Source organism: Bacillus sp. SYZHCR11 (genome assembly GCF_057196865.1).
Genome location: NZ_JBXUND010000001.1, coordinates 1015029 through 1027998, shown reverse-complemented (window position 1 = coordinate 1027998; position 12970 = coordinate 1015029). Strand labels below are relative to the sequence as shown.

The 12970-nt window shown below is 47.1% G+C and carries 15 protein-coding genes, 1 pseudogene, 1 riboswitch and 1 other annotated feature; of the genes and pseudogenes, 13 read left to right on the top strand and 3 right to left on the bottom strand.

Annotation, left to right across the window (positions count from 1 at the left end):
- The first annotated feature begins 70 nt into the window (after window positions 1-70).
- The 8 genes and pseudogenes from AC2CGA_RS04465 to AC2CGA_RS04430 all read left to right on the top strand — a co-directional run bounded on the left by AC2CGA_RS04465 (window position 71) and on the right by AC2CGA_RS04430 (window position 6314).
- Window positions 71-589, top strand: coding sequence for an acyl-CoA thioesterase (locus AC2CGA_RS04465; RefSeq protein ID WP_003154772.1), 519 nt, complete (start codon window positions 71-73; stop codon window positions 587-589).
- Window positions 590-688: 99 nt separating this feature from the next.
- A complete protein-coding gene (locus AC2CGA_RS04460) occupies window positions 689-1234 on the top strand; it encodes a GNAT family N-acetyltransferase (RefSeq protein ID WP_015388342.1) in 546 nt (181 codons plus the stop codon).
- Between the two features lie 12 nt (window positions 1235-1246).
- Window positions 1247-1355, top strand: a riboswitch (guanidine-I (ykkC/yxkD leader).
- A gap of 66 nt (window positions 1356-1421) precedes the next feature.
- Window positions 1422-1760 carry a DMT family transporter gene (locus tag AC2CGA_RS04455; RefSeq protein WP_003154767.1) on the top strand — a complete coding sequence of 113 codons (339 nt, stop codon included), beginning with the start codon at window positions 1422-1424 and terminating at the stop codon, window positions 1758-1760.
- Window positions 1760-2074 (top strand): DMT family transporter, encoded by a 315-nt coding sequence (locus AC2CGA_RS04450; protein WP_003154765.1) that lies wholly within the window; start codon window positions 1760-1762, stop codon window positions 2072-2074. The genes AC2CGA_RS04455 and AC2CGA_RS04450 overlap by 1 nt, the downstream gene beginning before the upstream one ends.
- A gap of 73 nt (window positions 2075-2147) precedes the next feature.
- On the top strand, window positions 2148-3050 hold the full coding sequence (purU, locus tag AC2CGA_RS04445) for a formyltetrahydrofolate deformylase (RefSeq protein WP_003154764.1): 903 nt from the start codon (window positions 2148-2150) through the stop codon (window positions 3048-3050).
- A gap of 86 nt (window positions 3051-3136) precedes the next feature.
- Window positions 3137-3349, top strand: a binding site (T-box leader).
- Between the two features lie 69 nt (window positions 3350-3418).
- Window positions 3419-4531, top strand: coding sequence for a glutamate 5-kinase (proB, locus tag AC2CGA_RS04440; RefSeq protein ID WP_044053138.1), 1113 nt, complete (start codon window positions 3419-3421; stop codon window positions 4529-4531).
- Window positions 4528-5775 carry a glutamate-5-semialdehyde dehydrogenase gene (gene proA, locus AC2CGA_RS04435; protein ID WP_048367174.1) on the top strand — a complete coding sequence of 416 codons (1248 nt, stop codon included), beginning with the start codon at window positions 4528-4530 and terminating at the stop codon, window positions 5773-5775. The genes proB and proA overlap by 4 nt, the downstream gene beginning before the upstream one ends.
- Window positions 5776-5888: 113 nt before the next feature.
- Window positions 5889-6314, top strand: a pseudogene (locus AC2CGA_RS04430) (organic hydroperoxide resistance protein).
- Between the two features lie 27 nt (window positions 6315-6341).
- Here AC2CGA_RS04430 and AC2CGA_RS04425 read toward each other — a convergent pair.
- Window positions 6342-6788 carry a MarR family winged helix-turn-helix transcriptional regulator gene (locus AC2CGA_RS04425; protein WP_014304877.1) on the bottom strand — a complete coding sequence of 149 codons (447 nt, stop codon included), beginning with the start codon at window positions 6786-6788 and terminating at the stop codon, window positions 6342-6344.
- 137 nt (window positions 6789-6925) lie between these two features.
- Between AC2CGA_RS04425 and ohrB the strand changes: the two genes are divergently transcribed.
- The 4 genes from ohrB to AC2CGA_RS04405 all read left to right on the top strand — a co-directional run bounded on the left by ohrB (window position 6926) and on the right by AC2CGA_RS04405 (window position 9679).
- Window positions 6926-7336 carry an organic hydroperoxide resistance protein OhrB gene (ohrB, locus tag AC2CGA_RS04420; RefSeq protein WP_003154758.1) on the top strand — a complete coding sequence of 137 codons (411 nt, stop codon included), beginning with the start codon at window positions 6926-6928 and terminating at the stop codon, window positions 7334-7336.
- A 140-nt stretch (window positions 7337-7476) separates the two neighbouring features.
- Entirely contained in the window at window positions 7477-8061 is a 585-nt protein-coding gene (locus AC2CGA_RS04415) for an alpha-helical endospore appendage domain-containing protein (protein WP_025851750.1), read from the top strand.
- Window positions 8062-8082: 21 nt separating this feature from the next.
- Window positions 8083-8547: a hypothetical protein gene (locus AC2CGA_RS04410; protein ID WP_003154756.1), complete on the top strand. Its 465-nt coding sequence runs from the start codon at window positions 8083-8085 to the stop codon at window positions 8545-8547.
- A 4-nt stretch (window positions 8548-8551) separates the two neighbouring features.
- Window positions 8552-9679 carry a glycosyltransferase gene (locus AC2CGA_RS04405; RefSeq protein ID WP_024085212.1) on the top strand — a complete coding sequence of 376 codons (1128 nt, stop codon included), beginning with the start codon at window positions 8552-8554 and terminating at the stop codon, window positions 9677-9679.
- Between the two features lie 20 nt (window positions 9680-9699).
- On the opposite strand, the gene AC2CGA_RS04400 is transcribed toward AC2CGA_RS04405, so the two are convergent.
- Together AC2CGA_RS04400 and AC2CGA_RS04395 are read right to left on the bottom strand one after the other, a co-directional pair.
- The gene (locus AC2CGA_RS04400) at window positions 9700-10761 is read right to left on the bottom strand and encodes a BclA C-terminal domain-containing protein (RefSeq protein WP_484480134.1); all 1062 of its coding nucleotides are present in this window, start codon (window positions 10759-10761) and stop codon (window positions 9700-9702) included.
- A 241-nt stretch (window positions 10762-11002) separates the two neighbouring features.
- Complete coding sequence (locus tag AC2CGA_RS04395) at window positions 11003-12187, bottom strand: MFS transporter (RefSeq protein ID WP_024085214.1); 1185 nt, start codon at window positions 12185-12187, stop codon at window positions 11003-11005.
- An 81-nt stretch (window positions 12188-12268) separates the two neighbouring features.
- Here AC2CGA_RS04395 and yeiL point away from each other — a divergent pair, with 81 nt between their 5' ends.
- The gene (yeiL, locus tag AC2CGA_RS04390; RefSeq protein WP_003154752.1) at window positions 12269-12940 is read left to right on the top strand and encodes a transcriptional regulator YeiL; all 672 of its coding nucleotides are present in this window, start codon (window positions 12269-12271) and stop codon (window positions 12938-12940) included.
- The last annotated feature ends 30 nt before the right edge of the window (window positions 12941-12970 follow it).

Below are 12970 nucleotides of genomic sequence, written 5' to 3'. Positions count from 1 at the left end.
CAAAGTATTGTTTAATAGGGTACAGATGAAATGTCAAAACGACCAGACACCAAAGGGGAGTTTAAATAATATGAAGTTGCCAGAATCAAGATTTTGCAAAGAAACAAGGGTTGTCAAGACAAGCAGGGTTTTTCCGCTTGATACGAATAATCACAATACGCTGTTTGGCGGAAAGCTGATGAGCTATATTGATGATATCGCTTCAATTTCCGCGGCCCGCCACTGCCGATGTGAAACAGTCACGGCCTCAATGGATTCTGTGGATTTTTTGCGCCCGATCGGCCAACAGGATTCCGTATGCCTTGAATCCTACGTCACATGGGTCGGCACATCGTCTATGGAGGTGTTTGTCAAAGTCATTAAAGAACATCTGATGACGGGTGAACGCGAGCTTGCGGCAACGTCGTTTCTGACATTCGTCGCGCTCGATTCAAACGGGAAATCGGTGCCCGTTCCGCGGATCGTGCCGGAAACCGAGGAAGAAATCATGCTTCACAATACGGCCGTTCAGCGCGCCGGAGAACGAAAAAACCGCTTAAAACACAGCAAGGCCCTGGCCGAGGCGCTCGGAACAGATAAACCTTGGTAATCGTCAAACCGCTTTTTTAAAAAGCGGTTTTTTTATGCTGAAAAAGGACTTTTCCTGCCGGATCCATAATCTATTACAGGGAAAGGAGACGTGGCGTGCATGATGAAACATAAGTCTTCCGGCACCATCCTGACAACCGGGCGTATCCGTCTGCGGACTATGCGGGATGACGATGAAGACAATTTGTACGGGCTGTTTACCGACAGAGAGGTCATGAAATATTATCCTTCTCTTAAAAGCAGACGGGAAACGAAGGAATGGATTGCCTGGAACAAACGATTGGCCGCAGGATACGGCGTCAGTCTTTGGATCGCAGAGGATAAAGTGTCGGGTGCATTTCTCGGTCAATGCGGAATCGTTCCGCAGACGATAAGCGGAAACACTTTGATGGAAATCGGCTATATGTTTGCCCGCTGCCGCTGGGGCTGCGGCTATGCGACAGAGGCGGCGAACGCCTGTCTGGACTACGGTTTTCATACGCAGCAATACGGACGCATAGCGGCGCTGATTGATCCGGAAAATGCTGCCTCCGTCCGCGTCGCGGAAAAAATCGGCATGGTGCCCGGTGAGACCGTTACCAAATGGGAGAGGCGGCTGACGGTATTTGACATCACGTCTGACGTTGAACGTTTCGGCGAAATGTAGTATGATACGAACAGACATGTTTTCTAGGGTTCCGCATGTTCATACATGGCCTGGTCCGAGAGAAAACACATATGCGGACATATCCCGCATATGCACACGGAGGGAAAAAAGCCCGGGAGAGTCAATCTCATGTGAGACGACTATTCCGGGCTTTTTGTATTGCCCGGGAACAGAAAGGATGAAGAACATGAAATGGGGTTTAGTGGTCATAGCGGCCGTATTTGAAGTGGTATGGGTCACCGGCCTGAAACATGCTGATTCGGCACTGACGTGGGGCGGCACGATTACGGGAATCATCATCAGTTTTTATCTATTAATCAAGGCGACGGACAGCCTGCCCGTAGGAACGGTATATGCGGTCTTTACCGGACTCGGGACAGCGGGCACCGTGCTCAGTGAAATCCTGCTTTTCAAAGAACAGGCCGATCCGGTAAAAATCGTGCTGATCGGCGTTTTGCTGATCGGTGTCATCGGATTAAAGCTGGTCACACAGGATAAGCCTGAGACGAAGGAGGAGAAGGCGTAATGCATTGGATCAGTCTGATAGCCGCGGGTCTTTGTGAAATGCTCGGGGTCATTTTAATGAATCAATTTCAAAAAGAAAAGAAAGTCAAGTGGATTCTCTTCATAATCGTCGGCTTTGCGGCTTCTTTTTCCCTGCTTTCTTATGCGATGGAGACGATTGCGATGGGCACGGCCTATGCGATCTGGACCGGTATCGGCACGGCGGGCGGCGCTTTAGCCGGCATTCTTTTCTACGGCGAGCAGAAGGATGCGAAGCGCATCTTTTTCATTGCGCTTATTTTGTGCGCAGCCGTAGGGCTGAAAATTCTTTCGTAAATTGATTTTTATCAAATTTTCAGTATAATCTATAATAAGTTACGAATTATGAAGATACGAGGGATTAAAACAGATGAATTCATATATGACACAGCGGCTGAAAGAATACCGCCGCGGTAATGAGGAAAAAGGGCGCCTGCTTGTCAGCTGCCCCGATCAGCCGGGAATTGTATCGGCTGTGTCCGCGTTTTTGTTTGAACACGGCGCGAATATTATTGAATCAAATCAATATACGACTGACCCTGAAGGCGGACGTTTTTTTCTCAGGATCGAATTCGACTGCAAGGGCATTCGTGAGAAAAAAGAGGATTTACAGCAGGCGTTCGCCTCAATCGCGCAGACATTCGGCATGACATGGAGCCTCTCTCTGGCAAGTGAGCTGAAGCGAGTGGCGATTTTTGTATCCAAAGAGCTGCACTGCCTTCATGAACTGATTTGGGAATGGCAAAGCGGCAATATGATGGCCGAAATTGCGGTCGTCATCAGCAACCATGAAGAGGCGAAAGAAGTGGTCGAGCCGCTGAATATTCCATTCCATTACATGAAAGCTAACAAAGATATCCGCGCCGAAGTTGAGCGGCGCCAGCTTGAGCTGCTGGAGCAGTATAAGATTGATGTGATCGTTCTTGCCCGCTACATGCAGATTTTGACGTCTGATTTTGTATCTGCCCATCCGAATCGGATTATTAACATCCACCATTCATTTCTGCCGGCCTTTATCGGCGCTAATCCGTATAAACGGGCTTATGAGCGCGGAGTGAAATTAATCGGCGCGACCTCTCACTATGTGACGGACGATCTTGACGAAGGGCCGATTATTGAACAGGATATTGAACGCGTCGATCACAGAGATCACGCAGAGGATCTGAAGAATATCGGCAGAACGATTGAGCGGAGCGTGTTGGCAAGAGCCGTAAAATGGCATCTGGAAGACCGTGTCATCGTTCACGGAAACAAAACGATCGTATTTAATTAATGACGGTCCGCCGGGGAGGCGGGCTGTTTTTTATGGATGAAAATGTCTTGACAAGAACCTGTTTTCTTTGCATAATATAAAAAAATCATTGAGCGTTGAAGAGGATCAGTACGCAGAACTTTCTGTGACAGAGAGCAAAATGGCCCGCTGAAACATTTTGCCGCATGAAACCTGCCGAACCTGCCTTGGAGTCCTGAGGGGAAAACTCAGGCGCGATACCTGGCGTTACAGGAAAGCGGGACGCGTGAAAAACGCGTTCAAACAAGGTGGTACCACGGAAAGCCCATTTCGTCCTTATTTTTCAGGACGGAATGGGCTTTTTTTATTGACGAGAGCCGGTTTGGATTGATTGCCACGGAGGAGAAACGATGAAAAAACAAAGAATTGTTGTGAAAATCGGGAGCAGCTCGCTCACCAACAGTAACGGAAGTATTGATGAAGCAAAAATCAAGGAACATACGGAAGCCATTTCTTTATTAAAAGAAAACGGGCATGAAGTGATCCTCATTACCTCAGGCGCGGTGGCAGCGGGTTTTTCCGCTCTCGGCTATCCGTCGCGACCCGTTACGATAAAAGGAAAACAGGCAGCTGCCGCAGTCGGCCAGACGCTTTTAATGCAGCAATATATGGACCATTTAAAAAGATACGGTCTGACGCCGGCACAAATTTTATTAACAAGAAATGATTTCTCAAAAAGAGAGCGGTACAGAAATGCCTATGCCACTGTAATGGAACTGTTGGAGCGCGGCGTCGTGCCGATTATTAATGAGAATGATTCCACATCAGTCGAAGAGCTGACGTTCGGTGATAACGACATGCTGTCGGCGCTTGTAAGCGGTTTGATTCATGCAGACCAATTAATGATTCTCACAGACATTAACGGGCTGTACGATGCCAATCCGAATGAAAACCCGGACGCAAAGCGGTTTGACTATCTGAATGACATCACACCTGAATTGCTCGGATATGCCGGGTCAGCAGGCTCAAAGGTCGGCACCGGAGGCATGAAGTCAAAACTTCTCGCCGCTCAGACCGCATTGTCGCTCGGGGTGAAGGTGTTTATCGGAACCGGCTCCGGACGTGAAAAACTGATGGTGATTTTAGACGGAAAAGGCGACGGCACTTATATCGGCGATAAAGACCTGTCCTCAGTGAATAATACACGGCAATGGATCATGTTTCATTCTCCGATATCAGGGGAAATCATCATTGATGGGGGAGCGGAGCAGGCGATGATCCATAACGGGTCAAGTCTCCTCCCGGCCGGCGTCGCCGATGTCTGCGGCAGTTTTCCGAAAGGAGCCGTAGTGGAAGTCAGAGGGCCCGGCGGCATTATCGGCAAAGGGCAGACACAGTACTCATCCGATGAAATTTTAGAAGCCAAAGGGAAGCGGAGCGACCAGCTTTCAGGAACGAAGCAGGTGGAAGTGATTCACAGAGATGATTGGGTGAATTTATTTGACGAGGGGGAACACAAATGAGTGAAGTATTGCAAAAAGCGGCTTTGGCAAAAGAAGCGGCTGCCGAAATGGTCATGAAAACGACGGCTGAAAAAAACGAAGCGCTCCAATGTATTGCAGACGGACTCAGAAATGAACGGCAGCTGATTTTAACAGAGAATCAGAAAGATATTGAAGCGGGACGGAACAGAGGATTGACACCTGACATTATTGACAGGCTGACGCTTGATGAAAAACGCCTGCTCGATATCGCGGACGCCGTGGAGCTGTTAATCGATCTTGAAGATCCCGTCGGTGAATCATTGGAGACCATTCAAAAAGAGAATGGATTATTCATTGAAAAAATCCGCGTGCCCCTCGGAGTAGTGGGCATGATCTATGAGGCCAGACCGAACGTTACCGTAGACGCGGCCACACTCTGTCTGAAAACCGGAAACGCGGTTGTGCTCAGAGGAAGTTCTTCCGCCATCCACAGCAACATAGCGCTTGTCAGTGTGATGAAACGCGCACTTGGGCTGTCAAAGCTTCCGATTGATGCCGTTCAGCTCATCGAAGATACAAGCAAAGAAACCGCCAAACAGCTCTTTACATTAAATGATGGGCTGGATGTATTGATCCCGCGCGGCGGTAAAAATTTAATTGATCTTGTGGTCAGGGAATCAACCGTACCCGTTTTAGAAACCGGAGCGGGTAATTGCCACGTGTACATAGATGAGTCAGCAGATCCCTTTATGGCAAGCGAGGTCGTCATCAACGCCAAAACACAGCGTCCTTCGGTCTGCAACGCGATTGAATCTCTTCTGATTCATGAAAAATGGGCCGAAGAACACGGACGAAAGCTGCTGAATCAGCTGACAGAAAAAGGGGTGGAGCTCCGAGGAGACCAGATGATTTGCGGACTGGAGCCTCAAGCGAAACAAGCAGAAGAAGCCGATTGGGGAGCGGAGTACCTGGCGCCGATTCTCAGTGTAAAAACGGTGCAGGACGTACAGGAGGCGGTCCGCCACATTCAGCAGTACGGCACAAACCATTCAGAAGCCATTCTGACGGAGAACGCCGAGCATGCGGCTTACTTCCAGACCGCCGTTGACGCCGCCGCCGTGTATCATAATGCTTCAACCCGGTTTACGGACGGTTTTGAATTCGGATACGGAGCCGAGATCGGCATCAGCACGCAAAAGCTTCACGCGAGAGGGCCGATGGGACTTCCGGCGTTAACATCTACAAAAATCATCATCAAAGGAAACGGACAAATCCGGGTATAATCTTTTAAGCTTATCCTTCAAAAAGGGTAAGCTTTTTTTATGCGGAAAGATTGACGGTTTCCGTTATATTTCGTAAAATTAAACTGTGCACAATATAACAGAGGCGAATTTACATGACAAAACCATTATTTACTGCAACCGTATCAGCCGCAGGCGGACGTGAAGGGAAAGTCACGTCTTCTGACGGAGTGCTGAATCTTGATGTTGCCATGCCGGGAACGCCAAGAGCAAAAAAGCTCGAACAAGCCACAAACCCTGAACAGCTGTTTGCCGCAGGATATTCAGCCTGCTTTGACAGCGCTCTTCAACTCGTAGCAAGAAAAGAGCGTCTGAGTATTGAAACAGAGGTCACTGCGCATGTCAGTCTGCTGAAAGATGAAAGAGACCAATGATATAAACTCGGCGTCACCCTTGAGGTCAAAGCATCCGGCATTGAGAAACAGGAGCTTGAAGCCCTTATCCAAAAAGCGCACGGTGTCTGCCCGTATTCAAAAGCGACAGCGGGAAATATTGAAGTGAAGCTTCTGGCAGCAGAATAAAAATAAGGATGCCCATTCGGGGCATCCTTATTTTTTGCCGTGCAGCGTTTTCAAAACCTCATAAAGCGACTGTTTTACCTGCTTTAATTCCTCTTTTGACAGTCCCGTCTGTTCCAGCATGGCAATGGGGATATCCGCCGCTGTATTCTGCAAGGCCCGTCCTTCATCTGTGAGCCTGATCGTCACGGATCGCTCGTCTTCAGCCGACCGCTTTCTCATGATGATTCCGTGCTGCTCCATCCGTTTCAGCATCGGTGTCAGCGTTCCGGAATCCAGGTGCAAAAGCTCACCCATCCGTTTCACATTCAGTTCTTCGTGCTCCCATAATAAAAGCAGCGCCAAATACTGGGGATAAGTTACGTTGAGCTTATCAAGCAGCGGTTTGTACCGTTTCGTCATTTCCCTTGAGCTTGCGTACAGCAAAAAACAAAGCTGATTCTCCAGTTTCATATGTTCAAAATCTTTTTCTGCCATTACTTCTTTCACCAACTCTTTTTTGTTAACGTTACCCCTATTGTAGCCGAAAAACGGCCCATTTCCTATTGCAATCATGTTTAAAAATATGAGCAGGGGCAATATATACAGTAAGTACAATGAGGAGGCTGATAATAATGGCATTATTTACTTCAAAAGCGACCGCAGTCGGCGGACGAGCAGGACATATTAAATCCGAAGACGGGGTGCTGGATTTTGACATCATCATGCCGAATGCAAAAAAAGACGGAGAAACCGGCACAAACCCTGAACAGCTCTTTGCGGCAGGATATGCCGCCTGCTTCGGGGGAGCGCTTGAGCTCGCCGCCCAAAAACAAAAAATCGACATGACCTCTGAAATTGAAGGACAGGTCAGCCTTTTAAAAGATGAGAGTGACGGAGGTTACAAAATCGGCGTAACGCTCGTCATTGATACAAAAGATCTTGATAAAGAAACGGCGGAGAAGCTGGTGCACGCCGCTCATGAGTTCTGTCCGTATTCAAAAGCAACAAGAGGAAATGTAGACGTCAAACTTGAATTGAAATAAAGAAACGAACGAATATCCCGGATTTCATATCCGGGATATTTTATTAACGAAAACATCAGTAATGATCTCTTCTCTCCCGGAATAAGAATACGATATAGCACTTTTGCATAATGACACCAAGAGAAAAGAGGGAGAAATCGATGACTCTTCCAAACATACCGAACATCACCCCCGACATTACACTCTCCAGATGTGAGACCCTGAACCTCCTTCTTTCATCCGTGGCTATGGAAGAAATCGGACTATCCCATATTCTGCAGGCGGAAGCGGAAAGGATTCAAATGTTTCTCAGCGCTTCCGGCGATCCCTCCTTAGGGGAATTATCATCAATCAATAGAAGCACTGAACGGCTCCTGCGCACCGTCATGAAATCACAACTCCTTTTGCAGACGAAGCTTGAGGACATTATCTACTTACAGGATGCTGAAGCCTGTATAGACCCGGACGATCCAAGTAATCCGAGTGATCCAGGCGATCCTGATGACCCGTGGAATCCGGATGACCCAAGTAATCCGAGTGATCCGGGTGATCCTGATGACCCGTGGAATCCGGACGATCCAAGTAATCCGAGTGATCCAGGCGATCCTGATGACCCGTGGAATCCGGACGATCCCAGTGATCCGGAAGATCCGTGTGACGACCTGTTTTACGGCCGCATTGGCTGCTGTGAGTGCGGGGATTGTGAGGACTGCGATTGGAAGAAAAAAGGCGGGGAGCGTTCATAAAAAAAGAGACGGGTGAAGCATATGCCGTATCCAAGCATCTCAAAAGCGAAACAGACATCTTTTGAAGCCTTGCATTGTCTCACGATGGCGCTGTTAAATATATTATCTGTGACCGTGGATAAAAGAAGGGGTTCAAATTACAAAGAAGAAATCAGGCTGTTCTCCGCATTGTGCCGCTGGCAGATGGAAACAGGCGGCCGGCTGTTTTTAATGATCAGCTTGGAAGAAGAACAGAAGCAGATGTATGCGCGGCACTTTCATGAAATGAAGACAGTGACGGAACGAACGAAAAAATTCATTTGTGAAAGCCCGCGCGAATTCCGGGCGCATCCCATTACGAAGCGGGCTGTCAGGCAGCTTCAGGAATGGGATGCAGAATCAACTGCCGAACCTGCCGTCAGATGGGTGCGGCCTGTCATCATAACGATGAACGGCACTCCTGGACGGCCTTGGTTCAATCAACAACTCCAAAATCGGGAAAGGTGAGAAAATGAGCGGAAATGCTGAATGTAAACTGACTCTTTGCATGATTGTGAAAAACGAGGAGAGATATATCTCCCGTTGTTTATCAAGTGTACAAGACATCGCTGATGAGATCGTCATCGCAGACACCGGATCACAAGATAATACAAAAGATATATGCAAAAGCTTTCAGGCAAGAGTGTTTGATTTCGAATGGGAGAATGATTTCGCAAAGGCCAGAAATTACGCCCTGCAGCATGCCGAAGGGGATTGGATATTAGTGCTTGACGCGGATGAAGAGCTCGATCAGGAGACGGGCCGTTTTTTAACTTCGCTGCTTCATGACGGATTACCGAGCCGGGGACTTTTGAAAATCATCAATTATACGGGGAAGCAGCTCGATGAAAACGAAGCGTTTGAAAGCATGCAGCCGAGGCTGTTCCGCAATCATAAAGGCCTTCTGTATCAAGGCAGAATTCACGAGAATATCTCGGCTCCCAATGAGGAAGAAAACAATGCTTTTTTCACGCTCCCATGTGTGATTCATCACTACGGCTACTTGGAGCAGGAAGAAAAAATCAAACAAAAACATAAACGGAATATCAGCATATTAAATGAAGAACTTTCAGAGGAAAATCCTGATCCGTGGCTAGTCTATCATCTGGCAAGTGAATGTTACAGAATAAAAGACTATGAAAAAGCATTACATCTTGTCAACGGCTCAATATTTCAATTTTTAAGTGAGAAACGAATGCCTCCGTCTCTTCTGTATTTTCTAAAATATACAATATTGCTTGAGCTCAAGCGATATGAAGAAGCCGAACAAGGGATTGAAAAAGTGCTCAAGCTTTATCCTGATTACAGCAATCTTCATTATTATAAAGGCCTTGTATTATATCATTTGGAAAAGTACAGAGCGGCAATCAAAGCATTTGAAGCCGGAACGCAGGTTGAAGGAGAAAACGCTGATCACTTCATTTTAAAAGGTGCCGCCGATTTCAGAGCTTTTTATTATATGGCGAAATGCCATGCTGCATTAAACCATGATATGACGGCCATCGCTTACGCCAAAAAATCCGTGAAATTCAATCCGCAATTTAAACCCGCGCAAGAACTTCTGTCTCAATTAAAAAAGGATCAGCGGACAAACGCCTGATCCTTTTTTTGCATGTTCCATTAAGATAATCGAATAATGTTTAAAGCTGCGCCGGCACTTCCTCTAAGCAATGTGGCCGCACCCAATAATCCGAACAGCTGGAGCTGAATGGTGCTGCCTGCTGTCAAAGTCACAATAAAGGAGTTATTGAAGCTTGCCAAAGACGCGACCGGGGCAATAATCGAACTTGCAGCCGGAGTGCCGTTGATTAAGATGCGCGAACTTACTAGCAGGCCGGCCGTTAAATTAATATGGTAGGAAATATAGTACCGTCCTGCCGGAGCAACGGTGAATACAGTATTTGCGGCATTAGCGGTAATATCCGCTGAGAGGTTTTGTTCATTCGGTAAGGAAATGTCCGTGCCGCCGACAATAACTGCGACAACACCGCCGCCCGTATTGCTCGCATAGCCGGAAGTGGCTGTCAGACTTGTTCCGGTGCTTCCCGGAGGCCCTGTAATGCCGGTAGCCCCGGTAACTCCGGTCGGTCCTGTAACGCCAGTAATTCCAGTTGATCCAGTGCCGCCAGTAGCCCCGGTAATTCCGGTCGGTCCGGTTGAACCAGTAGCGCCGGTGCTTCCCGCCGCAGCTAAAAGTGTATAGTCAGCTGAGGTTTCAGGGGTTCCCGACGGGCTGTTTACGTTTGCGACATAAGAGCTGCCGTTATACAAGACAATCTGTCCGGTCGTGTAAGTAGGGGCGATCAGCGGATTAAAAGCAACAATCCCTTGAAGACCCGCACCCGTGACCCCCGTCGGCCCCGTGGCACCAGTCGGTCCCGCCAATGTAGGGATATTTGAGATACTGTCCAATTTTGAACCGAGAAGGAGCTCCTGTTTCATTAAGCTGTCAAGCGTATCCCGGACGCTCTCATTCAGGTTAAGAATATCCGCAAGACTTGACGGGGGTCCTGTTAATCCGGGAATCGTTCCGAGCGCGTATTGGATTTTTTCCCCTTCCGCATTCAGAATATGTGCCATTCCCAGCTCTTCCATAGCAATTGACGAAAGAAGAAGGTTAATGGTATCGTCTCTGGAAAGTGTAACGACAGGGGTGATATTGGGCATATTAGGCTGTGACACAATGTCCCTCCTTATGAGTTGGCTGAAAATCATTTTATTGCGAACAAAGTTCCCCCAAATGAGCGTAAGCAGTACTGTATCATTATATTCACTGATTCTGTCCAAGTTTCTGAACGAATTCCCTTCATTAATTTCATCATATATGAAGGAAATACTTTAAATATAGAGAAAATACATCGCACAGCATTCACAAAATCGGTCAAAATGACAGCGGGACATGTGATCGTCTATAAAGCGATGGCTATATATCTTGTGCGTTTCCTGCAAAAACGCTCTTTTTCATTTCAAGTTTTCTGTATAAAAGAGCGAGAAGCATGGACGGTATCGTACAAACAATCATTCCGATAAAGGCATACCGGGGTTCAATTTCATATAAAAAACCTCCGAAAATAGTAAATACCGCAGTGCTCCAGCTGAGAGCAAGCGCTGAATATATACCTTGGGCTTTCGGGATTTGCGCGGGTGAAATATTTTTAATTAAGTATTTCATAAATGCATAGTGTCCCATCGCGAATGAACAGGCATGCAGCGTCTGCGCAAGACAGAAAATGATGACATGCGGAAAGGCAAATACGAGTATCCAGCGTACGGTAGCACCAAGCGCCGCCAGGGCGAGCAAAGAGCCTGCCGTAAATTGATGAAAGTATCGGTCAGCGATTGCAAAGAAGATAATCTCCGCGATAACGGCGATGTTGATGATGATTCCGATGGCATATGCGGGCGCATCGATTTCCTGCAAAAAGAGATAACCGTAATTGTAGTAAGATGCATGTGCCGCCTGCAGTAAGATAACGATTGCGAGCACCAGACCGAAATATTTGATGCGGAATAAGGCAAACATGCCCTCTTTTCTTGCGCGGTCTGTTTCCGGCCGTTTTGAAAGAACAGCTGGCGCATGCATAAAGCTTAGGGATGCGAATATCAGGGCGCCCAAAAGCAGTGCCCATAAAATCGCTTGATCTCCGAATATACCTGTAAAGACGGACAGGATGACGCCGGCTGAAACAAAACCCGCAGATCCCCACTGTCGGCTAGTCCCATAAGCCTTTAATTCGTTATGCTGTACAAGGACGCCGCAAGCGCTGTCTAAAGCAGGCATTAAAGCCGGGTAAAACACATGCAGCACTAATGTGACAAGAAGCAGGCTTTGAAAAGAATCAGCGGGAATATAACATAAAAGTGCGAGAAGCGTCCCGATTCTGGCACCGTTTAATAAGGCTTTGCTGCTGAATTTTCCTGATAAATAAGGGAAGAAAAATAATGTGGAAATCCCTCTTGCCGCCAGGCCCAGACTCATAATGAAACTGGCTTCGGATACGGAAACCCCTTTTATATGCACCATCCATCCCGTCCAATAGGGCAGAAAAACACCCCATGTCATAAAAAAACTAAAAAAATGAAGACTCATCCAGCGATATGCTTTCATTCCCGTTCCTCCTTTAATTGGCATGTTATCATGTAAGGACATAAAGACAATATGAGATATCTCATATTTTTGGGGTGGACGATGGAAATTTATAAAGGCGAGAAAAAGCGGCATCAGTTAAAAAAACACTCAATCGCGCATTTATTCTCTTTCCCCGCTGAAGAGTTTATGGAAGTGCGCGAATATGAGCGGGACGAATGGATTATTCAAGAGGGCAGGAGGCCTGACTTCCTGTTTTACGTGATTGAAGGAAAAGCGAAAATATATGTAACCCACCAAAACGGGAAAGTTTCTTTAATTAATTTTATCAACAAAAATGATTACATCGGAGAGATGGAACTATTACATGAAGTGTATTACACAAAAGGAATTCAAGCCTCAGCGAAGACTGTTTGTTTTGTTCTGCCTATTTACCGCTGCCGCGCGCAATTGCTGCAGGATGCGAAATTCCTGCGTGAGCTGGCTAAGTTTTTAAGTGCTAAGGCAACGCTTATGGCTTCGAAATATTCACAAAGTCTGGCGTTCCCGCTTGAAAACCGGCTTGCTGATTTTATTTTGCAGACGGCTTATAAAGGGGTTTATAAAGAGAAGCACGTAACGGTCTGTGATTATTTGGGTGTATCTTACCGTCATCTCTTGCATGTGCTGACGCAATTCTGCCAAAAAGGGTATTTGCAAAAAGAGGGGCGGGGCTATCAAATTAAGCAGTATGATTCATTGTATGAACTGGCAGAAGCGCTGCAGAATAAGTAGCACGCCCAGAAAAAACAGCCACCCGCAATT

Bases quoted from the DNA above. Each gene is read 5' to 3' on its own strand.
- AC2CGA_RS04465 (WP_003154772.1), top strand. From the start codon at position 71: ATGAAGTTGCCAGAATCAAGATTTTGCAAAGAAACAAGGGTTGTCAAG.
- AC2CGA_RS04460 (WP_015388342.1), top strand. From the start codon at position 689: ATGATGAAACATAAGTCTTCCGGCACCATCCTGACAACCGGGCGTATC.
- AC2CGA_RS04455 (WP_003154767.1), top strand. From the start codon at position 1,422: ATGAAATGGGGTTTAGTGGTCATAGCGGCCGTATTTGAAGTGGTATGG.
- AC2CGA_RS04450 (WP_003154765.1), top strand. From the start codon at position 1,760: ATGCATTGGATCAGTCTGATAGCCGCGGGTCTTTGTGAAATGCTCGGG.
- purU (WP_003154764.1), top strand. From the start codon at position 2,148: ATGAATTCATATATGACACAGCGGCTGAAAGAATACCGCCGCGGTAAT.
- proB (WP_044053138.1), top strand. From the start codon at position 3,419: ATGAAAAAACAAAGAATTGTTGTGAAAATCGGGAGCAGCTCGCTCACC.
- proA (WP_048367174.1), top strand. From the start codon at position 4,528: ATGAGTGAAGTATTGCAAAAAGCGGCTTTGGCAAAAGAAGCGGCTGCC.
- AC2CGA_RS04425 (WP_014304877.1), bottom strand. From the start codon at position 6,788: ATGGCAGAAAAAGATTTTGAACATATGAAACTGGAGAATCAGCTTTGT.
- ohrB (WP_003154758.1), top strand. From the start codon at position 6,926: ATGGCATTATTTACTTCAAAAGCGACCGCAGTCGGCGGACGAGCAGGA.
- AC2CGA_RS04415 (WP_025851750.1), top strand. From the start codon at position 7,477: ATGACTCTTCCAAACATACCGAACATCACCCCCGACATTACACTCTCC.
- AC2CGA_RS04410 (WP_003154756.1), top strand. From the start codon at position 8,083: ATGCCGTATCCAAGCATCTCAAAAGCGAAACAGACATCTTTTGAAGCC.
- AC2CGA_RS04405 (WP_024085212.1), top strand. From the start codon at position 8,552: ATGAGCGGAAATGCTGAATGTAAACTGACTCTTTGCATGATTGTGAAA.
- AC2CGA_RS04395 (WP_024085214.1), bottom strand. From the start codon at position 12,187: ATGAAAGCATATCGCTGGATGAGTCTTCATTTTTTTAGTTTTTTTATG.
- yeiL (WP_003154752.1), top strand. From the start codon at position 12,269: ATGGAAATTTATAAAGGCGAGAAAAAGCGGCATCAGTTAAAAAAACAC.